The organism is Streptomyces sp. WMMC500 (assembly GCF_027497195.1).
In the GTDB taxonomy this organism is placed as follows: Bacteria; Actinomycetota; Actinomycetes; order Streptomycetales; family Streptomycetaceae; genus Streptomyces.
In genome coordinates this window covers 8,443,558-8,467,429 of the sequence record NZ_CP114905.1, presented here as the reverse complement: position 1 = coordinate 8,467,429, position 23,872 = coordinate 8,443,558, and the positions used below count along the sequence as shown (strand labels likewise).

Here is a 23,872-nt window from a genome sequence, read left to right as displayed (position 1 = left end):
ATACCCGACTTGACGATGCCGCGGCCCGCCGCCCATCATGACCCTACCTCAGCCAGCCCATTTCATGCCGCGACCGCGGCAGTCAATTCGGGGGTATGGAATGACAATTGCCGTTTCGACCGACGAAATCCACGAGGACCGCGCGGGATTTCAGCCCGAAGCGGATCCGGCCCCGGTCGCGCTGACGTCGGCGGCCACGATAGGCGCGGCGCTGCTCGATCTGGCGGACAGTGACCCGGACCGTCCGCTGGCGTACGTCGAGGGCTCCGGGGACCCCCTACGGCTGACCGCGGCGGAGCTGGCCGAGCGCGCGGGCGCCGCCGCGACGACCCTCGCGGAGCACGGCGTACGGCGCGGTGACCGCGTCGGCGTGTGCATGGACACCAGCGCCGACGCCTACGCCACGCTGCACGGCTGCTTCCTTCTGGGCGCCATCCCGTTCGTCAGCGAGCCGCCGCTGGCGACGATGCGCCGGCAGCGCTGGGCCGACCGGCTGCGGCTGCTGATCAGCCGCGCCGAGCCGCGCGCCGTGGTCGTCGCGCCGGAGTTCCTCGACGCCGTGACGGACCCCTGCAAGGAGGCGGGGGTGGCGATCGTCGAGCCGCCCTTCGAGGGAGGTCTTGACCTGGCCGCCGCCCAGGCGAAGCCCGACGACATCGCGGTGCTGCAGTTCACCTCCGGCACCACGGGCGACAGCCGGGGCGTGACCCTGACCCACGAGTCCGTCTTCGCCAACGCGGCCGCCATCGGCGAGCGCTGCTACCGCGGCGGCGACCTGATCGTGAGCTGGCTGCCGATGCACCACGACATGGGCCTGATCGGCCTGAACCTCGCCCCGCTGCTGCACGGGCTGCCGGTGGCGAGCATGCCGCCGCTGTCGTTCGCGGTACGGCCCGAGCGGTGGCTGTGGGCGATGCACCGCTACCGGGGCACGTTCACCTCGGCGCCCAACTTCGCGTACCGCATGTGCGCCTCGAACATCCCCGACGCCAAGCTGGCGGGCCTCGACCTGAGCGCCTGGCGGGTCGCCGGCAACGGCGCGGAGGTCGTCCAGGCGAACACGCTGCGGCTGTTCGCCGAGCGCATGGCCGCGTACGGCTACCGCGAACGTTCGATGATGCCCTGCTACGGCATGGCGGAGATCACCCTCGCCGCGACCATGTGCGTGCCCGGCGAGCCGCTGACCACGCTCACCGTCAGCCGCGACCGGCTGGCCGCCGACGGCGAGGTGGTGGAGGCCGAGGCGGGCGCCGCCGACGCGCAGGAGCTGGTCTCCTCGGGCACCCCGCTGACGGGGATGGAGCTGCGCGTGGTGGACGACGCGGGCGCCGACCTGCCGGACCGCAAGCAGGGCACGATCCTGCTGCGCACCGCCTCGATGATGTCCGGCTACTACCGCCAGCCCGAGGAGACCGCGAAGGTCCTGGGCGACGACGGCTGGCTGAACACCGGCGACCAGGGCTTCACCGACGCCGGGCAGACCTACGTCACCGGCCGCATCAAGGACGTCGTCATCATCGCCGGGTCCAACTACCACCCGTACGCCTTCGAGTCGGCCGCCGCCTCGGTGGAGGGCCTGCGGGCGAACTCCATCGCCGCGGTCGGCTGCCCCGACGAGGAGCGCAGCACGGAGGCGCTGGTGCTGGTGGTGGAGTCGAAGAGCCACGCGGACGCCGCCGCCGTCGCCGAGATCCGCGAGGGCGTCATCCGGGCAGTCGCCGACGAGACCGGGCTGCGCCCCGACCGGGTGGAGGTGGTGCCGCGCGGGACGCTGCCGAAGACCCCGAGCGGCAAGCTCCAGCGGCGGCATGTGGTGGCCGCGCTCGTCGACGGCACGCTGCCGACGAGCCACTGACGGGACCACCCGGGCACCGGTGCGACGACGAGCCCGGCCCCCGTGGTCAGGCGCCCGGCCGGCCGGGCGGCGCGGAGCCGCCCAGCCGGCCGAGCAGCATGTCGTCGGCGTACGGGCCGTAGAGGCCGACGACGGTGTCCAGATCCATCCCGGCCAGCGGTTCTATCGGCACCACGTAGCGCCCGGTGACCAGCCCGAGAAGCAGCGAGGCGACCAGCACGGCGCGCAGCTCCGGGTCGGGGGCGGGGATGCGGCGGGCGATGGGCAGCAGCAGCTCGCCGCCGGCGACCTCGCGGAAGAGCTGCGACGCCTCGGGGTGCTCCATCACGGAGCGGAAGACCACGAGCAGCGAAGAGCGGGTGGTGGCGTCCTCCCAGCGGGTGAGGAAGCCGCGCAGCAGCCGGCTGCCGGGCCCGCCGGGACACGTGCCGTCGGCCGCGGGGTCGTCGGCGCTGTCGGTGTCGGCGACCTCGTCCAGCAGGCGGGGCAGTTCGGGGAGCAGCTCCTCCGCGCGCATCGTCTCCCGGATCACCGTGGAGAAGACGTTCTCCTTGCTGCCGTAGTGGTACATCACCAGCGCCGGGTCCACACCGGCGCGTTCGGCGATGGCGCGCACGGTGGTGCCGCGGTAGCCGTGGCGGGCGAACAGCTCGACCGCCGCGAGCTTGATCAGCTCGCGGCGGTCCCGCCCGGCTTCCGGCGACTCGGCCGCCGGCCGGTCGCCGGACTCGCGGTGCCGCGCCATCAGGCCGTCCGGGCCGCGGCGGTACGTGCCGGGCCGACGGCCGACGCGGGCACCATGACCATCAGCGGGTGGAAGGGCCTGATCCGCTCCATCGCCAGGGTGACCAGCCAGGCGCCGCCCGCCCACAGCAGCAGCGTGAGCAGCGGTCCGCCGACGGCGTTGCCGTCGAAGTACAGCACGCGGCGCAGCAGCGAGACCGTGCTGCCCATCGGCAGGTACTCCGAGACGGCGCCGTAGAAGGCGGGCTGGAAGTGCGGATCGACGACGCCCCCGGAGGAGGCGAGGCCGAGCGGGAGGACGAGCAGCGCGCCGACGGCGATGCCGAGCGCCCCCAGGAGCGCCTGGCACGCCGCGACGACGCCGACGACGGTCAGCGACAGCAGGGTGGCGATGCCCAGCAGTTCGGGGAAGTGGCCGTCCAGGGTGCCGGTGACGGGCCCGGCGAAGACGGCTCCGGCCAGGCCGGCGACGGCCGCGTAGCAGACGCAGGACAGCCACCGCGCCGAGGCCCGCACGTGGGCGGCGGCCAGGCTGAGGACGAGCTGGAAGATCACCGCGCCGATGGTGAGGGCGACGCACAGCAGCACGGCGCTGATGCCGCGGGAGTCCTTCTCGGGCAGCGGCGCGACGTCGTCCACCCGCTGCGGGGTGCCGAGTTTCGCGGTGAGCTGCTCGTACGCCTTCGTGGCCGCGGTCGTCGGGGCGTCGCCGGCGGCGCTCGCCACGAGCAGGGCGGGCGGCTGCTTCGGCGACGGCCCGACGACGAGGGCGCCGAGCACGTCCTGGTCGCGCAGGGCGGTGCGGGCCTCGGCCTCGTCCGCGTACCGCGTGACCTCGAAGGCGTCGGGGGCGGCCGCGTCGAGCTGCGCTTCGATCTGCGCGACGGCCGGGCCGGGGCCGGCCAGGCCGAGCGGCATCTCGCTGGGGGCGGGGTTGCGCAGCCCGGGGATCATCAGCCCGGCGAAGGCGAGGACGAGGAAGAGCCCGACGACCAGCGGGCCGAACAGCACGCCGAAGTTACCGGAGCCGCCCGCCTCCGGGGGCGGTGCGGTCGGCGCCGGGGACGGCGCCGCGCCGTCGTGGGGCCCTGCGGCCGGTGTGGTCACGATCTGCTCTCCCTGTCATTCGCAAACAGAACACTTCTGTTCAACGGACGTTGAGGATCCAGTCTGGCGCGGCCCCCGTCGCGCCCGCAACTCCCCCGGGAAAGCCGTTCGTTGCTCCCGGGAAACGGCTGGTCGGCCGACTTTTGGCGGGAATTTAGGTGGGGGCATCAGCCTGTCGGCACACACCTGAGGCGCAGGTCCGTACGGGATCTGCCGTCACGCCCTTGACACCCCTGTTCCGCCGTCGCCGAATGATCGAATGGCCCTGATGCACGGAAGACTGCTGGCCGTCAGCGACCTGCACGTCGCCTACCGCGAGAACCGCGACATCACCGCCGGGCTGCGCCCGGCCTCGCCCGATGACTGGCTGATCGTCGCCGGTGACGTCGGCGAGCGGGTCGCGGACATCGAGTGGGCCCTCGGGCTGCTCGCCGAGCGGTTCGCCAAGGTCGTCTGGGTGCCGGGCAACCACGAGCTGTGGACGCACCCCGACGACCCGGTCACCCTGCGCGGCGCGGAGCGCTACCGGCATCTGGTCGAGGTCTGCCGCGGGCTCGGCGTCGTGACCCCCGAGGATCCGTACCCCGTGTGGCGGGGCGAGGGCGGCCCGGTGACGGTCGCCCCGCTGTTCGTGCTCTACGACTACTCCTTCCGCGTGCCCGGCGCGGCGACCAAGGAGGAGTCGCTGCGCCTGGCGCACGAGGCGGGCGTCGTCTGCACCGACGAGTACTTTCTGCATCCGGACCCGCACGGCTCGCGGGACGCCTGGTGCCGGGAGCGGGTGGCGCTGAGCGAGCGGCGGCTCGCGGCCGTCGACCCGTCGCACCCCACGGTGCTGGTCAACCACTGGCCGCTGGTGCGCCAGCCGACCGACATCCTGCGCTACCCGGAGTTCGCACAGTGGTGCGGTACGACGCTGACCGCCGACTGGCACCGCCGCTTCCGCGCCGCCGCCGTCGTCTACGGCCATCTGCACATCCCCCGCGTCACCTGGTACGACGGGGTGAAGTTCACCGAGGTCTCGGTCGGCTACCCGCGGGAGTGGAAGCGCCGCCCGCCGCGCGAGCCGCTGCGCACGGTCCTCCCCCCGTCGACGACGGCCACACCGGCGGCAGCGGCGGCAGCGGCGGCAGCGGCGGCAGCGGCGGCAGCGGCGGCATCAGCGGCAGCGCCGAAGCGGCTCGGGCCGGCCGAACCGGCCCGGCTGCTCCGGGAGTTGGTGCCCGGCGCGGTGGTCGCGGCCGAGGCGTTCACCGATCCGCCCGAGCCGCCCGCGGAGCGGCTGTACCCCGAGGAGGCGCGGGCGGTCGCCCGCGCCGTACCGCACCGGCAGGCGGAGTTCGCCACCGTACGGCAGTGCGCGCGCCGCGCCCTGGAAACGCTCGGCGTCGAGCCGGCCCCCCTGCTGCCGGGTCGCCGCGGCGCGCCGCAGTGGCCCGCCGGGGTCGTCGGCTCCATGACGCACTGCGCGGGCTACCGCGCCGCCGCCGTGGCCCGCCGCGGCGACGTGCTCGGCGTCGGCATCGACGCCGAGCCCAACGAGTCCCTCAAGGACGGCCTCCTGGAGGCCATCGCGCTGCCGGAGGAGCAGGAGCAGGTGCGCGCCCGGATGCGCGGCGCGCCCGGCGTCTGCTGGGACCGGCTGCTGTTCTGCGCCAAGGAGTCGGTCTTCAAGGTCTGGTATCCGCTGACCCACAGGGAACTGGACTTCGACGAGGCCCGCGTCGACCTGGACGCTGAAACGGGGACCTTCACCGCCCGGATCCTGGTCGACGCGCCCACCGTCGACGGCACGCCCCTGGCGCACCTGAGCGGCCGCTGGCTGTGCCGCAGCGGCCTGCTCGTCACCGCCGTGACCCTGGCCGCGGGCGCCGGCGGGCGCTCCGGGGACGGCGGGTAGGTGCGGACGGCGGGGGACGGGACGACGTGACGGGCCGGGTACCCCGGTCCTCTCCGCATGCGCCGGGCGAAGGACCGGGCACGGTCGGCGGGGAGCGGACGGTGGGGGTTCTCTACGACGCGGGGTCGGCGGACGCCGCCGAGGTCGCCGCCGCCGCACGCTGCTGCGGCGTGGAGTTGTTCCTCGTCGTGGACCGGGCCTCGCACCATGTACGGGACCTGCTGCCGGTGCTCACGCGGCGGTTCGCGCTGTGCGACATCACCGGTCTCGACACACGGAAGGCGGCGCGTGCGGTCGCCACGTTCCTGCCCGACGGGCTGCTGACGTTCAGCGAGCACCGGATGGAGCTCACCTCCGCGATCGCGGCGGCACTGGACATCCCGTACTGGCACTCCCCCGCCGTCACCGGCAGGCTGGTGGACAAGCTGCAGCAGCGCCGGACGTTCGCCGAAGCCGGCCTGGACGACCTGCCGTTCGCGCCGGTCGCCGGCACCGCGGACCTCGACGCCGCGCTGGACGCGGTGGGCCTGCCCGCCGTGCTGAAGCCGCGGCGCGGCGCCGGCGGCCGGCTCGTACACCGGCTCGACAGCTTCTCCGGCGCGCGCGCCGCCGTCGCGGCCTGCGCGGCAGCGGCTCCCGGCGCGGACCTGCTGGTCGAGGCGCTGCTCCCGGGGGATCCCGCGGCGGCGGGGCCGCAGTGGGGCGACTACGTCTCCGTCGAGACGGCCGTCCACCGCAAGGAGTGCCGGCCGCTCTGCGTGACGGGGAAGTTCCCCCTGGTCGAGCCGTTCCGGGAACGCGGCTCCTTCGTCCCCCACACCCTCGACACGCCGCTTGCTGAGCGCGCCGAGAGCCTGGCGGAGGCCGCCATAGGGGCGCTGGACATCAGCGACGGCATCGTGCACACGGAGCTGAAACTCACCGCGGACGGGCCGCGGTTGATCGAGGTCAACGGCCGTCTCGGCGGTCTCGCCGGCGACGTCGTACGGCGCGGGTCGGGCTTCGACATGGTGGCGGCGGCGATGCGGCTGGCGCTGGGGCTGCCCGTGCCGGACGCGCCGCGGTTCGAGGCGGTCACGTACCAGTACACGCTGATGCCGCCGGCCGGCGGGGCCGGGCACGCGCCCGCGACCGGCGGCCCGGAGCTGTGCGTCCGTCTCGACGGCCTGCTCCACCTGCCCGGCGTCGACCTCGGCGATCTCCCCGCCGGCGCCGTCCCGTCGTCCGATCCCCGGGACGGGGCGGTCGCGCGCCTCGGGCGCCTGCACGGACGCACGCCGGACCATGCCGAACTCGCCCGGGTCGTGGCGGCGATCGACGCGCTGTGCCGCCAGGTCCCCGGTGTCGTGTGAAACGCTTCACCACGCCCCGGGGACCCCTGCCGGGACGGCCGCGGTACAACAGCGGGATGGAGCGAAGGATGATTCCGGCCGCGGCGGTCGTCGTGGCTCTGCTGGGCGGCTGCAGCGAGGAGGCGAGCGGCTGCGACGCGGAGTACCGGCTCTCCGAGGTGAAGGGCGAGAAGCGGCCGGTGCGGATCGAGCCCAGCACGCACCACCCCGGGCTGACCGACCGCGAGTTGGAGAAGGCCCTGCCGTCGCCGGAGCACGAAGACGAGCTGAACGCCAAGGTGCTCAACCATCTGCGCCAGGAGACCGTGCGGATGGCCGGCGTCATCGGCGAGACCGGGCCGGGCCGCTGCGCGGGCGAGGTCGACCGGCCGCGCGGCGAGACCGTCCGCTGCACCGTGACGTACGAGGGGGTGTCCGTGCCCTGGCTGGTCACGAGCAAGGGCATGACGTCGGGGAGCGCGGGGGCGTTCAGCCAGGACTTCGTCTACACCGCCAAGCCGCTCAGGACGCTGCACACCGCCCGGTCGGTCTACGACTGGTACGCCTGGGAGACGGGGAAGAACGGCACGACGGAGGGCCCCCTCGCGCCCGTGGACCCGCGGTGCGACCGGCTCCCGGAGGTCTTCACCGCCGAGCCCGGCAAGGAGACCGGCTACTTCTGCCAGGACGTCTCGAAGACGTGCACGGACGACGTCCAGCACATCCGGTGGGGGGACCGGCCCATCCGGGCCGAGGAGAACGGCGACCTGTCGTTCCTCGCCGGGTGAGCACCGCGGCGGACGCCCGGGGGCACGGCGGCGTGGGAGGAGCCGCCACCGTGCCCCGGTACGTCAGCCCTGGTACTCGGCGAGGATCGAGGTGAACTCCCAGGGCTCCTGCGGGATCCCCCCGCAGGTGTCGGCACCGCCGCCGTCGCAGGGGCGGTCGCGGTTGGCGGACCAGAAGGTGAGCCGGGCCAGGCTCTTCTCCTGCGCGTAGCCGAGCATGGTGCGGAAGTCGTCCTGGTTCACGACCTCGCCCACGTCGGTGTTGCCGTTCATCGAGGAGATGCCCATGCGTTGGTACGCCTCCTGCTCGCCGTACCCGTACGCCTCCTGCAGCGAGCCCCGCAGGCCCTCCGACGCCTGGACGGACAACTGGCCCATGTCCCCGCCGTTGCCGCCGAAGTTGAACGGCATGATCGTCCAGACGTCCACGTCGAGGCCGGACTGCGCCGCCCGGTCGATGAGGCTGGTGTCGGGGCCGTTCTGCCCGGTGCCGATGGTGAAGATGACCTTCAGTCCGGGGTTGGCGGCCTTGACCGCCTTGAGCGCGTCGACGGTGCGCTGCTGGACCTCGGGGCTGTCGTAGGCGTCGGCTTCGAGGTCGATGTCGATGGCCGTGAGGTCATACGCGTCGATCACCTTCTGGTACGCGGCGGCGAGTTCGTCCGCGCTGCCGCAGGAGCTCTCCAGCTTGTTGCCGCTCCAGCCGCCGAAGGACGGGACGACGTCGCCGCCCGCGGCGCGGACGGCCGCGATGGTCTCCTCGTCGACGCCCCCGCTGAGCGGGCGCTGTCCGTCCCACTGCGGGTCGCAGGTGCCGTTGCTGAGGATGAACGCGAGGGTGAACCCGCCGACACCGGTGGCTTCCATGACCTCCGCGGGGTCGGGCGGGCTGCCCCAGCCGTTGTAGAGGTAGGGCGCCACTGCCATCGACGCGGCGGCCGGCTGCGCGGCGGCCTTGCCGGCGGCGGGCTTCTCATCGGAGGCGCCGGCGGCGGGCATCAGCGCCCAGCCGCCGGCGACCGCGGCCGCCGCCGCGGTCGCGACGAGCGCCCGGCGGACGTTCCTGCGGTCGGTTCGGTGGGTTCCCATGTGCGGTCACCGTCCTCTTCTGGCCGCGCCCGGAGCCGTCGGCCGTCGTGTCCGGGCACGCGTGCGCACGGAAGCGTCGGACGGGAGGGCTGCGGCGGCCGGGCGCGGCGGTGAAGTCGAGTGGGGGGTCCGGCTATTTCACGTGTTGAAGTTAAGGGGGCGCCGGGAAGCGGTGTCAAGACTCTGGTCCGTACCAGTGAGAGCGCTTTCCCGGCACCCCCGAAGGAGCCTGCGGCGCTAGGAGTTGAGCGTCCACTTCTGGTTCGCGGCGCCGGTGCAGGTCCAGAGCTGCGTCGGCGTTCCGTTGGCCGTCGAACCGCCCACCGCGTCCAGGCACTTGTCCGCGGCCAGGTTGACGATGTCGCGGGTGGCGGAGTTGTACGACCAGCGTTGGGCGCCCGAGCCGTTGCAGTCCCAGAGCTGCACCCGGGTGCCGTCGGCGGTGCCCCCTGCGGCCGCGTCGAGGCACTTGCCGAGGGCGCGGATGGTGCCGTCCGTGCCCACGGTCCAGCGCTGCGCGGTGGTGCCGTTGCAGTCGTAGAGCTGGATCCCGGTGCCGTTCGCGGGGTTCGCGCCGGCCACGTCGAGGCACTTGCCGCCCGCCCCGGTGAGCGTGCCGGAGTTTCCGCCGCCGCCGTCGGAGGTGCTGACGCGGACGTAGTCGACGGTGAGCCGCTGCGGGAAGACGGTGCTGCCGTCCGGGTCGCCCGGCCAGTAGCCGCCGACCGCGAGGTTGAGGATCAGGAAGAAGGGCTTGTTGAACACCCACTGCCGGCCGCCGAGGTCCGCCGGCGTGCGCCGCTGGTAGACGTTGCCGTCCACGGACCAGGTGATCTCGTTGGGCGACCAGTCGACGGCGAAGGTGTGGAAGGCGTCCGCGAACTGCTGCCCGCCGGGCAGCGTGTAGCCGCCGCCGATGCCGCCCGAGCCGGAGTAGCCGGGTCCGTGCAGGGTGCCGTGGACGGTGCTGGGCTCGAAGCCGACGTTCTCCATCACGTCGATCTCGCCGCTGGCGGGCCAGCCGACCTGCCCGATGTCGTTGCCGAGCATCCAGAACGCGGGCCACATGCCCTGTCCGCGCGGCAGCTTCATCCGGGTCTCGACGTGGCCGTACGTGGTGGTGAACCGCCCGGAGGTGTTGAGCCGGGCGGAGGTGTACTCGCACCGGCCGTACCAGCACTGGTAGTTGCCGGGGTTCTCCCTGCGGGCGGTGATGACCAGGTTGCCCTGGCCGTCCAGCGCGGCGTTCGCGTTGCCCGCGGTGTAGTACTGCCGCTCGTGGTTGTTGACGTTGTCGCCGGTCTCGATCAGCCACTTGCCGCCGTTGACCGCCGAGCCGGCCGGGCCGTCGAAGTTGTCCTCGAACGTGACGGCGTAGGGCGCGGCTTCGGCCTCCGTGCCGGGTTCGGGGGCCGGTGCCGCGCCGGCGGTGCCCGGCAGCGGCACGGCCAGGACGGCGGCCAGTGCCGTCGCCACGAGCACGGCTCTGCGGAGCGGATGTCTGCGTCGTCGTACGAACATGGAAGCTCACCTCGATGCGTGGTGGGGTCGAGCGTGGAGCATGGTCCATACCATTGCGCGAGCTGAGTGAACTCCCTTCATGTCATGCAGTCAATGGGTCCGGCGGGCACCCGCGGTGTTCAACTCCCGGAGGTCGTACGACCGCGCCCCTTGACAACGCACGCGTCCCTCACGACGCTCTGAGAGCGCTCTCTGCACGCCCGGCCCGCCGGGCAGCTCCCGCCTCGGGCCGCGTTCGCCCCCACAGCGAAGGAGCACCGCATGTCCCCCGCGTACCCGACGCGCCTCAGCCACCGCCGCGGCCTGCTGACGGCCGCCGTCGCCCTGCTGCTGCTCGCCTGCCACGTGTTCGCCGACCGCACCGGTGCGGCGGCCCACGGCGCGGTGCCGCCCGCGCCCGGCCCGGCCGCCGCGGCGGCGACCGCGGGCGACCCGCCGCCGGACTCCTTCTGGGGCGACACGGGCTCCATCCCGCCCGCGCAGAACGTGCTGACCGTTCAGATCGTCAACCGCACCAACGGTCAGTACCCCGACGACCAGGTCTTCTGGTCCTTCGGCGGCCAGACCCACTCCATCGCGGAGCAGCCGTACCTGGACATGCCGGCCAACTCCGCCGGGCGGATGTACTTCCACCTCGGCTCGCCCGACAGTCAGTACTCCGACTTCATCGAGTTCACCGTCGGCCCCGACGCCTTCCACGGCAACACCACCCGCGTCGACGCCTTCGCGCTCAAGCTCGCGATGCGGGTGCACGGCCACGACGGCACCGACCGGCAGGTCGGCGAGGACTACCCGACGTTCCAGGAGTCCCGCGAGGCCACCTGGCAGAAGTTCGCGGCCGCCATGCCGCCGGAGTTCGCGTCGCTGGCGGAGGTGCAGGCCCCGTACCGCATCCCCTCCCCCGGCCATGTGCCCGACTTCCGGCCGGGCGGGCAGCACGCCGGCTACATGAGCGACTACGCCGCGTCGGTCGGAAGGAACGCCACGACCCAGGAGATCTTCGGCTGCTCCGGCCCGCTCGCGGGCGACGCCCCCGGCTGTGCGGCGCTCAACCGGCACGTCGCCGAGCTGCCGCAGGACCAGTGGAACGACCCGAGCCGCTTCTACCGGCAGGGACCGGCGAACTACTACGCCGCGTTCTGGCACGAGCACGCCATCGACAACCTGGCGTACGGCTTCCCGTACGACGACGTGGCCGATCAGTCGTCGTTCGTGTCGGTCCAGAACCCGCAGTGGATGGTGGTGGCCGTCGGCTGGTGAGATCCGGCCGGACGGTTGTCAGGGCCGGTCAGCCCGCCGCCAGCCCGGACAGGACGTCGGCGGCCGCTTCGGGGTGCACCAGCCAGCGCAGGTGGCTGCCGGGCACGGTGTGCACGTCGAACCGGTTGCCGGGGGTGAGCGCGTCGGCCTCGCGGATCAGCCGGTCCTGCATGGCGGCGGGAATGCTGGTGTCGTCCGCCAGTCGCACGTAACTGCGCGGGATCCGGCCCCAGGTGGCCGCCTGCGCGCGGTCCGCGGACGAGCCGACGTCCAGGTTCTCGTCGGGCTGGAAGGTGTTGAGGAAAGCCCGGAACTCGTCGTCGGTGAGGTCCTCGGCGAACGCCTGCCGGAAGGAGGCGAGCGCGTCGGGGTCCGCGGTGCGGAAGTTGGTACGGATCAGGCCGAGCGCAGCCGGATCGCCGGCGAGGGCGCGGGCCAGGCCGGCCGCGTCGACGCCGGCCATCTCCGGTTCGCCGTAGTAGTCGCCCACGTCGAGTTCGACCGGGCACCAGGCGGACACGTAGACGATGCGGTCGATCAGGTCGGGGCGGGCGTTGCCTGCGGCGGTGGCGGTGATGCCGCCCCGGCTGTGCGCGACGACGATCGTCGGGCCGTTCCGCTTCGCCCGCTCCAGGACGCCGACGAGGTGGGCCGCGTTGTCGGCGAGCGTGACGCCCTTGATGCTCCCGGGGGCGGTGGCGAGCGCGTCGAGATCCTGCGGGACCTGATAGGCCGCGGGGAACGTGGCCGCGAATCCGTGGCCCGGCAGGTCGACGGCGAGCGAGCGGTGTCCGCGCAGGGCGAGTTCCGCCTGCAGGGGTGCAAAGGAGAAGGAGTTCGCGAACGCCCCGTGGACGAGGACGAAGGTCGGCGTGTTGGTCATGGTGCCACCCTCACACACGGCGACCGGGCGGGGTGCGGACGGGGGCGCCACCGGGCGCCTGCGGAGCGGGGCGTTCGCGGTGGCCCTCCCCGGCTTCCGGAAAGGCGCTGCGCTCCTTCGGACCGCGGCCCCGTGGCCGGGAGGTCGCTCCCGGCCACGGGGGTGTGTCGTACGTGCGGTCCGATGCTCAGGGCGCGTCGACGATGATGCGTCCGTCCATCGGGGTGCGGCTCGCGGCGCCGCCGCCGTAGTTGGCCTCCACCCCCGCCTGTTCGGCAGCGTTCGGGGTGGCGTTGGTGCAGCTCACGCCGCCGGTGGAACCGGACATGAGCGACGAGCACGGGCCGGGCTTCACGTCGGGCAGACCGAGGCTGTGGCCCAGTTCGTGCGCGGCGATGCGGGTGGTGTTGTAGCCCTGGTCGACCGCCTGGCGGCCGAACCAGACCGTGGCACTGCCGCCGGGGCGGACCGGGCCGAGGGTCGCGCGCGGCCAGCCGTTGTCGGCGATGATCCTGATCTCGGCACGGGTGCCGGCCGGGGCTTTCACCAACGTGACATTCTCCACGGTGGAATTCCACTGCTCGGCGCCAGCGGCCACGGCGCCCTTGAATTCGCCGGCCTGGCTGTCGTCGTAGTACAGCGTGGTGGCGGCTGTTCGCTCCGGTGCGGGAGCGGGGGCGGCGGTGGCCCCGGGGGCCGAGGACAGAGTGACGATTGCGGCAGCGGCCATAACGCCGATACCCAACTTTCGCAGCATGCGGGGAGCCCTCCTCTTGGTGTGAGAATCGAGCACTACTGCGCGACCCCGGTAAGGGTCGGCCCGAGTGTAGGAGCGGCCTTCCGGGGCCACAAGAGGCGGCAATGGCCGTAGATTTCACCTTCTTACGGCATCTCGGCGCCGCTCGCGGTATTCCGCACCGCGGCGTACACGGCGGCTTTCGTGCCGGCGGAATCCGGTCGCGCGCCGCGGGTCATTCCTGCGGTGTAGTCGGGAAGTCGAGACGTATTGCGCCTCTCGGCCGATCCGCCGCGCCGGACGTCTTGTCAGACTGCACCGGTACGCTGACCGCGGGCGGGCGGGGGCCCGCGGTTTCCGCGAGGACTGCCGTGGAGGGGACGTGGGCACGCAGGCAGGACCCGGCGGGGCGGACCGGCCGCCGCGGGTGGTGATCGCCGACGACCAGGCGCTGGTGCGCACCGGCTTCGGCATGATCCTCACCGCGGACGGCATCGACGTCGTCGGCGAGGCGACCGACGGCGAGGAGGCGGTGGCCGCGGTCCGGCGCACCCTGCCCGACGTGGTGCTGATGGACATCCGCATGCCGGGCATGGACGGCCTGGAGGCCACCCGCCGCCTCCTCGGCCCGGACGGTGGGACGCCGGGGCCGGGCGCGCCGCGGGTCGTCATCCTCACCACGTACGACCTCGACCAGTACGTGTACGCGGCGCTGGCGGCCGGCGCCAGCGGCTTCCTGCTCAAGGACGTCACGCCCGAGCATCTGGCCGCCGCCGTCCGCCTCGTCCGCTCCGGCGACGCGCTCCTCGCGCCGTCCATCACCCGTCGCCTCGTGGAGCGCTTCGCCACCCGCGACGACCACGCGGCGAGGCTGCACCGCGACCTCTCCGCGCTCACCCCGCGCGAGCTGGAGGTGCTGGAGTCGCTGGCGCGCGGCCACAGCAACGCGGAGCTGGCCGCCCGGTTCCGGCTCAGCGAGGCGACGGTCAAGACGCACGTGGCCCGCATCCTCGCCAAGCTCCAGCTCCGTGACCGCGCCCAGGCCGTCATCGCGGCGTACGAAACGGGCCTGATCACCCCCGGGTCCCGGCAGCCCCCGCCCGCGCCGTGACGCGGCCGGGCGCCCGGGCGCGGCTCAGCGCTTCACGAACACGCTGGGCGGCGGGCCGAGGTAGCTGTGGCGTACGCCGCCGGTGTCGACGACCAGCTTCTGCACCACCACCGTCGGGTCCACCATCCACAGCTTGAGCACGTGCACGCCCGGCCTGGTCACCCGGTGCTCGGTGACGGTGACGGTGGCGTTGTCGGAGGTGTTGCGCTCCCACTGGCGGTTCATCCGGCCGTCGTCGGCGCCGGTGACCCGCGTGACGTTCACCGTCTGCGGGGCGTCGTCGTCGAAGGCGACGGCGTAGCGCAGCCCGTCGGGGGTGAGGACGCTGTTGCGCGGCGACAGGTACGCGGCCACCCGGAGGGTGCCGGTCGTGAACAGGGTCATCGTGTACTCCAGCCGCGGCCCCTCGCCGGCCGGCATCGGTGCGGCCGTGACGGGGAACGGTGCCATGCCGCTGCCGGTGCGTCCGATGTCCGGGATGCGGCGCCAGGCGACGCCCGCGGCGGGGACGGCACGGGTGTGGCGGTCGGCCTCCACCGAGACGCAGCCGCCGGCCTCCACCGAGCCGGCGAGCGCGGCGTGGCGCACGGACGGGCGGTGCACCCGGGCGTGCACCTCCACGGTGCGGCCGGCGCCCCTGACGAGGACGGGCACGGTGGTGGCGCCCCGCGGGGCCCGCTCGAAGTCGACGCGCAGCCGGGCGCGGATCTGGGTGGTGACGCGCCCGCGCGGGCGGTCGACGCGCATCCAGGACACGGCGGGCTCGATCTCGTAGCCGAAGGGGCTGCGGCCCCGGTTGAAGACCTCGATGTACGGGGCGGGGCCGCTGTCGTACGGACTGACCACCGGCAGCACCGCGGGTCCTGCGGCATCCGGCCACCACCTCTCGGAGCCCTCCACGGCCACGCCGAGCACCGCGCCCGCGGCGGGGTCGACGCGCTTGACGGCGGGGAAGACCTCGTCCGGCAGCGCCTCGTTGTCCTTCTCGGGCTGCTGCCAGGGGGCGTTGGGGCCGTAGCGCTCGACGTCGCCGTAGCCGATCTTCGGCTGGGTCTGGAAGCCCTGCCACTTCCCGCCGGAGAGCGTGTGGTTGTAGTAGTCGGCGAGCGCCTGGTCCTCGGCGAAGAGGGCGTCGGTCTCGGCGGCGAGCTGGTTGGCGGCGGCGCGGCCCTGCGCGGCGTACAGGAGGTTGGTGAACTCGGCGCGGCGCAGCGCGTAGACGACGGCGGTGCCGCGCACGGCGTAGCGTACGAGCTGGAAGTAGGCCGCCCGGTCGGCGCGGTCCAGCCTGGCCTCGATGCGGTCGGCGGTACGCGCCAGTTCCTGCCACTCGTCGGTGACGCGGTCCAGCTCGTGGTAGTTGACGCGGCTGAAGGGGGTGGCCTGGTCGTCGTAGACGACGGCGGCGGCGTCGGTGGCCGGGTCCATGGACGGGTCGAGGGTGATGCGGCGGTTGAGCAGCTCCGGCTTGCGCCTGGCCTGGAGCCGGCCGTACTCGTGCAGGACCTCGGCGATCTCCGCGGCGTGCCGGGGGCCGAAGTTCTCGGCGGCGTAGCGGCGCTCCCACGCGGGCAGGTCCTCTGCCGGCCAGCGGTCGGGGTTCCAGGCGTAGTCGAGGAAGAACTGGGTGGGCAGCTCGTTGGACTTCAGGTCCCCGACGTTGGCGACCCACAGGTTCCGGATGCCGTACGCGTACGTCTGGTGCAACTGCTCCCAGGTGTTGGCGAGGTTGGCGGTGTCGACCCACTTGTAGTTGCGCCCGCCGCCGACGTAGTCGAAGTGGTAGTACAGCCCGTAGCCGCCGGAGCGGGGCGGCAGGGAGGCGTCCGGTACGCGCCGGATGTTGCCCCAGTTGTCGTCGGTGAAGACGACGGTGACGTCGTCGGGTGCCTGCATGCCGCTGTCCCAGTAGTGCTGGACCTCCTTGTACATCGTCCACACCTGCGGCACCCCGGCCGCGTCGCCCAGTTCCTCGGCGATGACGGCGCGCTCGGTGGCGATGATGCGTTCCATCAGCTCGATGCCGTCGCCGTCGGGCAGCGAGGTGTCGCCGTTGCCGCGCATCCCGAGGGTCACCACGCCCTCGAAGCCCTCGGCGGCCATCCGGCGGATGCCGTCGCGCCAGTACGCGCGGATCGCCTCCTCGTTGCGTACGAAGCTCCACTCCCCCGTGCCGCCGTACGGGTCGTGGCCCTCGGTGACGATGGTGCCGTCCTCGTCGCGGACGGCGGGGACGGCGTGCCGGTTCCACTCCTCGATGCCGCGCATCATGGGCGCCTCGTGCGAGGTGCCCATGACGATGCCGTACGCGGTGGCGGTGGCGTGGTTGGCGGGGTCGTCCTCGGCGAAGGCGCGGCCCCAGACGGCCGGCCACAGGTAGTTGGCCTTGAGCCGCAGCATGGCCTCGAAGACCTTGGCGAAGAAGGCGCTGTTGAAGCCGCCGGGGTGGCCCTCGGCGTGGCCGGGGCCGAAGAAGCCGGGCGCCCAGCGGCCGAGAGCGGGGTTCTCGTCGTTGATGAAGATGCCGCGGTACTTCACCGCGGGGGTGCCCTGCGAGAACCGGCCGGGCAGCACGTAGAGCGCGTCGTGGCGGCGGGGCGGGACGTCGGCCCAGAAGTGCCAGGGGGAGACGCCGATGCCGCGGGAGACGTCGTAGATGCCGAAGATGGTGCCGCGCTGGCCGCTGCCGGCGATGACGAAGGCGCGGTCGAGGCCGGGCAGCGGGTCGGCCACGACCTGCTGCAGCGAGGTCTCCCAGCGGCCCTCGACGCCGGTCACGTCGAACTTGCCGGCGGCGATCAGGCCGTCGATGAGCGGGCTGCGGCCGATGGTGCCGACGAGCACCGCGGTGCGCCCGGCGGGCGCACGGCCCCGGGTGAGCGCGGGGCGTACGCCCGTGACCCGTTCCAGGTCCGTGCGCAGATCGCCCAGCGCGCGCAGCACGCCGGGGAAGTCGTCGCCGTCGGCCACCAGCGGTGCGGCCCGGCCGCCGGCGACCAGCGGGAACCGGCCGGGGCCCGGGCCGTGGGCGATGTACGCGCCGGGGTCCGTCGGCCGCGGCGGGTCCGCCGGCGGCACGGCGGCGGCCGGGCCCGGCAGCGCGAGGATCCCGCCGGCGGAGAGCGCGCCGAAACCCAGGCCCGCACCGAGGACGCGGCGCCTGCTGACGCCGTCGCCGGCCGTGCCCGCCGGGGGCGCCTCGCCGGCCGGGGAGCCGGACGCGGAAGACGGGTCGTGCAGGGGGTCGTTGCTGTCCATGCGGACCTTCCTTCGCCGAGCATGCACCGAGCAGGCGGCAATGTTTCGTAAAGCATCGCGAATATTTCTGCGCAACCTAGGGTGGGGCTCGGGACGGGTCAAGACATCGCGCAGCGGCGGGCGGCGGGGCTACCATCCGGGCATGAGTGGTGCTGGAGTCCAGTTCGACGGAGAGGCCCCCGCGGCGGGCGAGGAGCCGCAGGCCACCGCCACGCTTGCGGCGATCGCGGAGGCCGCCGGCGTGTCGTCCTCGACAGTTTCGAAGGTCCTCAACGGCCGATCCGACGTCTCCCCCGGTACCCGCGCCCGGGTCCAGGACCTGTTGCGCGAGCACGGCTACCGGCGCCGCGGCGGCGGCGCGCGCCAGGCCCCGCTGCTCGACCTGGTCTTCCACGAGCTGGAGAGCGCCTGGGCGATGGAGGTCATCCGGGGCGTGGAGAACGTGGCCAGGGCGGAGCGGCTGGGCGTGGTGCTCTCCGAGAGCGCCGGACGGCTGACTCCGGGGCAGACGTGGGTGGAGGACGTGCTCGCGCGCCGGCCGGCGGGCGTCATCCTGGTGCTGTCGGACCTCTCCGCCGACCAGCGGGCGCAGTTCACCGGGCGCGGCATACCGTTCGCGGTGCTGGACCCCGCCGGCGACCTCGCCGAGGACGTGCCGTCCATCGGGGCCACCAACTGGCAGGGCGGGCTGGCCGCCACGCGCCACCTGGTGGGCCTGGGCCACCGCCGGATCGCCGTCGTGGGCGGGCCGCCGGCGATGATGTGCAGCCGGGCCCGCATCGACGGCTACCGCGCGGCGCTCGGCGTGGCGGGGCTGCCGGTGGATCCCGAGCTGATCCGGGAGGGCGACTTCCACCACGAGGCCGGCTACGCGGCCGGCCGCGAGCTGCTCACCCTGCCCGACCGCCCCACGGCGGTCTTCACGGGCAACGACCTCCAGGCCCTCGGCCTGTACGAGGCCGCCCGCGAGCTGGGCCTGCGCATCCCCGACGACCTCAGCGTCGTCGGCTTCGACGACCTGCCCGTGGCCCGCTGGATCGGCCCGCCGCTGACGACCGTGCGGCAGCCGCTGACGGAGATGGCCGAGGCGGCGGCCCGGCTGGTGCTCGACCTGGGCCGGGGCAACGAGCCGGTGACGCGCCGCGTCGAGCTGGCGACGAGCCTGGTCACCCGCAACAGCACCGCCCCGCCGCCCGAGCGCTGAGGAACCACTCCCAGGAGGTCGAAACTTTCGAACGCGCCGAGGCTGGCGTGCGGCGACATTGTCTGACTAAGGTCAGAGAATGGATCCGGCGCTGGTCGACCAGGTGCGGCGGTTCAACCGCACCGTCACTCAGCGCGTCGGCGCGCTCGACGACGCGTATCTCGCCCGCGGTCGCCCCCTCGGGCAGGCCCGGGTGCTGTGGGAGATCGGCGAGCAGGGCTGCGAGCTGCGCGCCCTGCGCTCCCGTCTCGACCTGGACTCCGGCTATCTCAGCCGCCTGCTGCGCGCGTTGCAGGACGCCGGGCTCGTCGAGGTCGGCCCCGACGACGCCGACGCCCGGGTGCGCACCGCCCGGCTCACCGCGGCGGGCCGCGCCGAGCGGGCCGAGCTGGACCGGCTCTCCGACGACCTGGCCGCCTCGATCCTGCGCCCGCTGAGCAGCGGGCACCGCAGCCGGCTGACGGCCGCGATGGCGGAGGTCGAGCGGCTGCTCGTCGCCTCCATGGTCCGCGTCGCGGTCGTCGACCCGCGGCACCCCGACGCGCGCCAGTGCATGCGGGCGTACGCCGCCGAGCTGGGGCGCCGCTTCGACGGCGGCTTCGACCCGGCCCGCAGCATCTCCGCCGAGGACGCCGAGCTCACCCGCCCGGCCGGGCTGATACTCGTCGCGACGCTGCACTCCGATCCGGTCGGCTGCGGCGCACTGAAGTTCCGGCCGGAGCGCCGGGCGGAGGTCAAGCGGATGTGGGTGTCACCGGCGGTGCGCGGCCTCGGGCTCGGGCGGCGGCTGCTGACGGAGCTGGAGGAGCGCGCCGCCGCGCGCGGCGTGCGCACCCTCCGGCTGGAGACCAACCGCGCCCTCGGCGAGGCCGTGGGGCTGTACCGCTCGTCCGGGTACGACGAGGTGGCCCCCTTCAACGACGAGCCGTACGCGCACCACTGGTTCGAAAAGGGCCTCGGCGACCGCGGCGAGCGGACGCCGTAACGGAAACGACGACACGACGGAACCCACGTCGGAGCACAAGGGGAGGCGGCACCGCATGGACCGCGCCGAGTTCACCCGCCGCTGCGCGGCGCTCACCACCGCCCACCTCGCGGACGCCTGCATCCGCGCCCGCGTACCGGTGCGCTGCGCGCCGCCCGGCACGCACGCGGTGGAGCCGCGGGACCGGGTCGCCGGGCGGGTCCTGCCGGCGCGGCACGCGGGCAGCGTCGACGTCTTCCTGGAGGCGCTGGAGTCGGCCGAGCCCGGGGACGTGCTGGTGGTCGACAACGCCGGTCGCCGGGACGAGGCGTGCGTGGGCGACCTGGTGGTGCTGGAGGCGAAGGCCGCGGGGCTCGCGGGGATCGTCATCTGGGGTCTGCACCGCGACACCGCGGACATCCGCGCCATCGGCCTGCCGGTCTTCAGCGGCGGCGCGCTGCCCACCGGCCCGCAGCGCCTGGACGAACGCGCCCCCGGCGCCCTGGCCTCCGCCCGCGCCGGCGACTGGACGGTGGACCGCGCCGACCTGGTCGTCGGTGACGACGACGGCGTGCTGTTCCTGCCGGCCGACCGTGCCGGGGAACTGCTCGCCCTGGCGGAGGGGATCCGGGACACCGAGCGGCGGCAGGCCGAGCGGATCGCGGCGGGCGACTCGCTGCGCGGTCAGGTGCGGTTCGACGACTTCCTGCGGCGGCGCGGAGAGGACCCCGCACTGACGTTCCGCGAGCACCTGCGCGGGGTCGGCGGAGCGATCGAGGAGTGAGCACGGTGGGCCGGACGCGACGACGCGGGCACGACAGGTGAAGGCGAGGGTGTGCGGATGAGCGATGTCAGACGCGACCTCCTGGAGACGGCACGCGTGGCGGCCGGACTGCTGCGGGCGCCGGAGGCGGCCGCGGCGTGGGACCGGCCCAGCGCGCTGCGGGAGTTCGGTGTGGCCGGCCTCGCGGGCCACACCGCGTACAACATCCTGCTCGTGCCGGAGGTCCTCGACTCCCCCCGGCCCGCCGAGCCCGTCGTTCCGCTGCTCGGGCACTACGTCCGGATCGACTGGGTCGGCTCCGGACCGGACGACGAGGTCAACCGGCGCATCCGCCGTACCGGCGACGAGGTCGCCGCGGGCGGGCCGGAGGACCTCGCGGACCGCGCGGACGAGGCCGTACGGGACCTGGCCGCACGACTGCCGGCGGCGCAGGAGCGCCCGGTGCGGCTGCCGTTCTGGGGACCCTGGTCGCTGGGCCTGGAGGACTTCCTGATCACGCGGATGAGGGAACTCGCCGTGCACTCCGACGACCTAGCGGTCAGCGTGCACGTCGCCACCCCCGCGCTGCCGGAGGGCGCGGTGGACGCGGTGGTCGACCTGCTGTCGCGGCTCTCGGTGCGCCGCCACGGGCCGACGGCGGTGCTGCGGGCGTTCAGCCGCGCCGAGCGGGCACCGGACACCTTCGCCGCGTTCTGAGCGCCGCCCCGCACACCGGAGAACCGGAGAAAGCAGCCGTCGGACGGGCGCCGGCCCTCACCGCGGAGCCGGGACCGAGGCCGGAGCCTGCTCCGGCTCCGGCTCCGGCTTGGGGGCCTGCTCCGGCTCCGGCTCCGGTCGCACGGGCGCGCGCGGTGGCCTGCGGCGGCGGGTCGGGCTGACGGCCAGAATGTAGCCGACGAGCACACCCACCGACAGGATCGCCAGCCGTCCCGCGACCGGCGGGCTGTCCGGCGGCGGGTCGTAGCCCCCGTCCTCCAGGCCCGCCGCCCGCTCGAAGTGGTTGTACGCGCCGGGGAAGACCAGCTCGTCCGCCGCGTACAGCGCGGGGAACGCGGCCGGGCCCGCGAGCAGCGACCCGAGCGCCCACTGGTCGGAGTGGCGCGCCTCGTGCTCGGAGAGCCGCCGCATCCGCGGCGACTGGGTCTCGGCGCGCTGGTCCGTGAGGAAGACGGTGCCGTACATCGTGCCCGCGCGGGCGAACCCGTCGTCGAGGACGACCGCCGTGGTGCCGTTCGCCGCGCAGTGGAACATCTCGCCCCCTTCCCCCGCGGCGAAGAGCAACGCGGCCCCGGAGACGGGCGCGTTGACCACCGTGCGAGCCGTCTGCCACACCCCGCCGCCCTCCCCCGCCGCCCCGCACGGCCGCATCTGGGCGCCCGGGCCGAGGACGGCGAAGGCGCCCGCCAGCGCCGCCTGCACCACCGTGCCCCACACGACGATCAGCACCCGGCGCCGCGACGGGCGCGCGCCGCGGCGCGTGCCCACGGCCGCGAGGAGCAGACCGACGACCCCGCCGCAGATCAGGCAGGCCGCCAACCAGACGGCTCTGCGCTCGACCGGCCTCGCCCGGGCCGGGCGTTCTGCCGGGGCCGCCGGTGCGGTGGGTCGCTCCAGAGTTGCCGTGCCAACCGCCATCCGCCACCCCTGTCCTCACGCCGAGAAGCACTGGGCTCTGCGGGCCGCCGCGGACCGGGCCACACCCCAACCCCGCCGCGGCGCGGCGGGGTTGGGCAACCTGAGTCGTTGCATGCAGTCGCAGACACGTGCTCAGATTACGGTACCGTAACGAATTGAAGTCGAACCGGCCTCGAAAATTGGCCGCTTCCCGCGAGAAGGGTGTGAATGGCGGCAGGCGGGATCGGGCAGGTGATCCCGTACGGAACCGGAGGGGCGCTGATGAGCGACGAGGACGAGAAGGAGCCCGCGCCGACGGCCGGGCCCGCCGCCACCGGCGCCGCGGAGCCCGAGGGCGGGGAGTCTGCGTGCTGGCTGGAACGCGTCTGCCCGGAGTGCGGGCGGCTGGCCGACACCACACCCCCGGTCCGCTGCGCCCGCTGCGGCACGCTCCTCACCGGCTGAAGCGGGCCCGCGGGCTACCCGCCTATCTCCAGGAGCCTCCGGTGAGCACCACGCCGAGCGCGGCCAGCCCCAGGACGACCCAGCCGAACCAGAGCCATCCGCTGCTGCCCACCGACACCGTGTACGCCGTGATGACCACGAGACCGGCCACGGTACTCACGACCATGGCCTTCGCAGAACCGGGCTTGTCCATGCCGCCTCCACCAGCCGTCAGCCGACGGCCGTCCCCGCGCGACCGCACGCAACCTTCTCCCCATGGTCCCTCGCCGGGGACCAGCGCGATAGTCGAAGGAGCGCCGGGTGTCCGCGCGGTTACGGCTTGCGAGCCTGGAGGGAGGCCAGATAGGCGTTGTACGCCGCCAGCTCCCGGTCTCCGTCGCGGTCGGCGGTGCGGTCGCCGCGCTTCGCGCGGCGCTGCTCGGAGTTGTACCACTGGTAGACCAGCGCGACGAGGACCAGCACCGAGGGGATCTCGCTGAACGCCCAGGCGATGCCGCCGGCGGCCTGCTGGTCGTCCAGGGCGTCGATGCCCAGGGAGGCGGGCGGGTTGCTGTAGACGTCCACCATCGGCTCGCTGCCCATCATCAGCGCGATGCCGAAGAAGGCGTGGAACGGCATGCCCGCGAAGAGCGTCAGCATCCGCATCACGTGCGTGGGCCGGTTCGGGCCCGGGTCGACGCCCATGATCGGCCAGAAGAAGACCAGGCCCACAACCAGGAAGTGGATCATCATCCCGACGTGCCCGGCCTTGCTCTCCATCAGCGTGTCGAAGAGCGGGGTGAAGTAGAGCGCGTACAGGCTCGCGATGAACAGCGGGATCGTGAACACGGGGTGCGTGATCACCATCAGGTAGCGGCTGTGCAGCAGCGAGACCACCGCGGAGCGGGGCCTGCCCGTGGGCAGGGCACGCAGCAGCAGTGTCACGGGAGCGCCGAGGAGCAGCAGGATCGGCGACAGCATGCTGATCACCATGTGCTGCACCATGTGCACGCTGAACATGACCATGCCGTAGTCGTTCAGGCCCGTGCACATGACGAGGACGATGGTCAGCACACCGAGAGTGAAGGCGACGGTCCGCCCCACCGGCCAGGCGTCCCCGCGGCGGCGCAGCCGGAGGACCCCGTAGCCGTAGAGGGCGAGGGCGGCGAGGGAACCGATGAGGAAGACGGGCTCGCCGGTCCACTCCAGGCCGCGCCCCAGGGTGAACGGCGGAAGGTCGAGATGGCTGCCGTGCCCGCCGTGGTCCATGTCGGTGCTG

20 protein-coding genes and 2 pseudogenes are annotated in these 23,872 nt (G+C 73.6%); 12 read left to right on the top strand and 10 right to left on the bottom strand.

Annotated features, from left to right (window positions below; all coding sequences use genetic code 11):
* The first annotated feature begins 100 nt into the window (after nt 1-100).
* Nucleotides 101-1,855, top strand: a complete 1,755-nt coding sequence (locus O7599_RS36500; RefSeq protein WP_281619894.1) for a fatty acyl-AMP ligase — start codon at nt 101-103, stop codon at nt 1,853-1,855.
* A 46-nt stretch (nt 1,856-1,901) separates the two neighbouring features.
* Here O7599_RS36500 and O7599_RS36495 read toward each other — a convergent pair whose 3' ends face one another.
* Nucleotides 1,902-2,600 carry a TetR family transcriptional regulator gene (locus O7599_RS36495; RefSeq protein ID WP_281619893.1) on the bottom strand — a complete coding sequence of 233 codons (699 nt, stop codon included), beginning with the start codon at nt 2,598-2,600 and terminating at the stop codon, nt 1,902-1,904.
* Nucleotides 2,600-3,706 carry a hypothetical protein gene (locus O7599_RS36490; protein ID WP_281619892.1) on the bottom strand — a complete coding sequence of 369 codons (1,107 nt, stop codon included), beginning with the start codon at nt 3,704-3,706 and terminating at the stop codon, nt 2,600-2,602. Before O7599_RS36490 ends, O7599_RS36495 begins: the two co-directional genes overlap by 1 nt.
* A gap of 259 nt (nt 3,707-3,965) precedes the next feature.
* Here O7599_RS36490 and O7599_RS36485 point away from each other — a divergent pair.
* From O7599_RS36485 to O7599_RS36470, 4 genes and pseudogenes are all read left to right on the top strand, one after another.
* Nucleotides 3,966-4,793: pseudogene (locus O7599_RS36485) on the top strand (metallophosphoesterase); the annotation flags it as partial.
* A 132-nt stretch (nt 4,794-4,925) separates the two neighbouring features.
* A complete protein-coding gene (locus tag O7599_RS36480) occupies nt 4,926-5,606 on the top strand; it encodes a 4'-phosphopantetheinyl transferase superfamily protein (protein WP_281623661.1) in 681 nt (226 codons plus the stop codon).
* Nucleotides 5,607-5,707: 101 nt separating this feature from the next.
* On the top strand, nt 5,708-6,958 hold the full coding sequence (locus tag O7599_RS36475; protein WP_281619891.1) for an ATP-grasp domain-containing protein: 1,251 nt from the start codon (nt 5,708-5,710) through the stop codon (nt 6,956-6,958).
* Between the two features lie 56 nt (nt 6,959-7,014).
* Complete coding sequence (locus tag O7599_RS36470) at nt 7,015-7,725, top strand: hypothetical protein (protein ID WP_281619890.1); 711 nt, start codon at nt 7,015-7,017, stop codon at nt 7,723-7,725.
* A 63-nt stretch (nt 7,726-7,788) separates the two neighbouring features.
* Here the strand turns inward: O7599_RS36470 and O7599_RS36465 are convergent.
* Both O7599_RS36465 and O7599_RS36460 read right to left on the bottom strand, forming a co-directional pair.
* Nucleotides 7,789-8,658: pseudogene (locus O7599_RS36465) on the bottom strand (chitinase); the annotation flags it as partial.
* A gap of 393 nt (nt 8,659-9,051) precedes the next feature.
* Complete coding sequence (locus tag O7599_RS36460) at nt 9,052-10,335, bottom strand: lectin (protein ID WP_281619889.1); 1,284 nt, start codon at nt 10,333-10,335, stop codon at nt 9,052-9,054.
* Between the two features lie 261 nt (nt 10,336-10,596).
* Here O7599_RS36460 and O7599_RS36455 point away from each other — a divergent pair, with 261 nt between their 5' ends.
* On the top strand, nt 10,597-11,595 hold the full coding sequence (locus O7599_RS36455) for a glycoside hydrolase family 64 protein (RefSeq protein ID WP_281619888.1): 999 nt from the start codon (nt 10,597-10,599) through the stop codon (nt 11,593-11,595).
* 28 nt (nt 11,596-11,623) lie between these two features.
* Here the strand turns inward: O7599_RS36455 and O7599_RS36450 are convergent, their stop codons facing one another.
* Together O7599_RS36450 and O7599_RS36445 are read right to left on the bottom strand one after the other, a co-directional pair.
* Nucleotides 11,624-12,478 (bottom strand): alpha/beta fold hydrolase, encoded by an 855-nt coding sequence (locus O7599_RS36450; RefSeq protein ID WP_281619887.1) that lies wholly within the window; start codon nt 12,476-12,478, stop codon nt 11,624-11,626.
* 187 nt (nt 12,479-12,665) lie between these two features.
* Entirely contained in the window at nt 12,666-13,235 is a 570-nt protein-coding gene (locus O7599_RS36445) for a snapalysin family zinc-dependent metalloprotease (protein ID WP_281619886.1), read from the bottom strand.
* A 361-nt stretch (nt 13,236-13,596) separates the two neighbouring features.
* On the opposite strand from O7599_RS36445, the gene O7599_RS36440 reads away from it, so the two are divergent.
* Nucleotides 13,597-14,325, top strand: coding sequence for a response regulator transcription factor (locus O7599_RS36440; RefSeq protein ID WP_281619885.1), 729 nt, complete (start codon nt 13,597-13,599; stop codon nt 14,323-14,325).
* A 24-nt stretch (nt 14,326-14,349) separates the two neighbouring features.
* On the opposite strand, the gene O7599_RS36435 is transcribed toward O7599_RS36440, so the two are convergent.
* Complete coding sequence (locus tag O7599_RS36435; RefSeq protein WP_281619884.1) at nt 14,350-17,583, bottom strand: glycosyl hydrolase 115 family protein; 3,234 nt, start codon at nt 17,581-17,583, stop codon at nt 14,350-14,352.
* Nucleotides 17,584-17,725: 142 nt separating this feature from the next.
* Between O7599_RS36435 and O7599_RS36430 the strand changes: the two genes are divergently transcribed.
* From O7599_RS36430 to O7599_RS36415, 4 genes are all read left to right on the top strand, one after another.
* Nucleotides 17,726-18,787 carry a LacI family DNA-binding transcriptional regulator gene (locus O7599_RS36430; RefSeq protein ID WP_281619883.1) on the top strand — a complete coding sequence of 354 codons (1,062 nt, stop codon included), beginning with the start codon at nt 17,726-17,728 and terminating at the stop codon, nt 18,785-18,787.
* A gap of 79 nt (nt 18,788-18,866) precedes the next feature.
* Nucleotides 18,867-19,772, top strand: coding sequence for a MarR family winged helix-turn-helix transcriptional regulator (locus O7599_RS36425; protein ID WP_281619882.1), 906 nt, complete (start codon nt 18,867-18,869; stop codon nt 19,770-19,772).
* A gap of 55 nt (nt 19,773-19,827) precedes the next feature.
* Entirely contained in the window at nt 19,828-20,535 is a 708-nt protein-coding gene (locus tag O7599_RS36420) for an RraA family protein (protein WP_281619881.1), read from the top strand.
* Between the two features lie 57 nt (nt 20,536-20,592).
* Nucleotides 20,593-21,231 (top strand): maleylpyruvate isomerase N-terminal domain-containing protein, encoded by a 639-nt coding sequence (locus O7599_RS36415; protein WP_281619880.1) that lies wholly within the window; start codon nt 20,593-20,595, stop codon nt 21,229-21,231.
* 57 nt (nt 21,232-21,288) lie between these two features.
* Here O7599_RS36415 and O7599_RS36410 read toward each other — a convergent pair whose 3' ends face one another.
* Entirely contained in the window at nt 21,289-22,071 is a 783-nt protein-coding gene (locus O7599_RS36410; protein WP_281619879.1) for a hypothetical protein, read from the bottom strand.
* Between the two features lie 360 nt (nt 22,072-22,431).
* Between O7599_RS36410 and O7599_RS36405 the strand changes: the two genes are divergently transcribed.
* Complete coding sequence (locus O7599_RS36405; protein ID WP_281623673.1) at nt 22,432-22,614, top strand: hypothetical protein; 183 nt, start codon at nt 22,432-22,434, stop codon at nt 22,612-22,614.
* A gap of 22 nt (nt 22,615-22,636) precedes the next feature.
* Here O7599_RS36405 and O7599_RS36400 read toward each other — a convergent pair whose 3' ends face one another.
* Both O7599_RS36400 and O7599_RS36395 read right to left on the bottom strand, forming a co-directional pair.
* Nucleotides 22,637-22,807: a hypothetical protein gene (locus O7599_RS36400; RefSeq protein ID WP_281619878.1), complete on the bottom strand. Its 171-nt coding sequence runs from the start codon at nt 22,805-22,807 to the stop codon at nt 22,637-22,639.
* Between the two features lie 119 nt (nt 22,808-22,926).
* Nucleotides 22,927-23,862, bottom strand: a complete 936-nt coding sequence (locus O7599_RS36395) for a cytochrome c oxidase assembly protein (protein ID WP_281619877.1) — start codon at nt 23,860-23,862, stop codon at nt 22,927-22,929.
* Nucleotides 23,863-23,872: the final 10 nt, after the last annotated feature.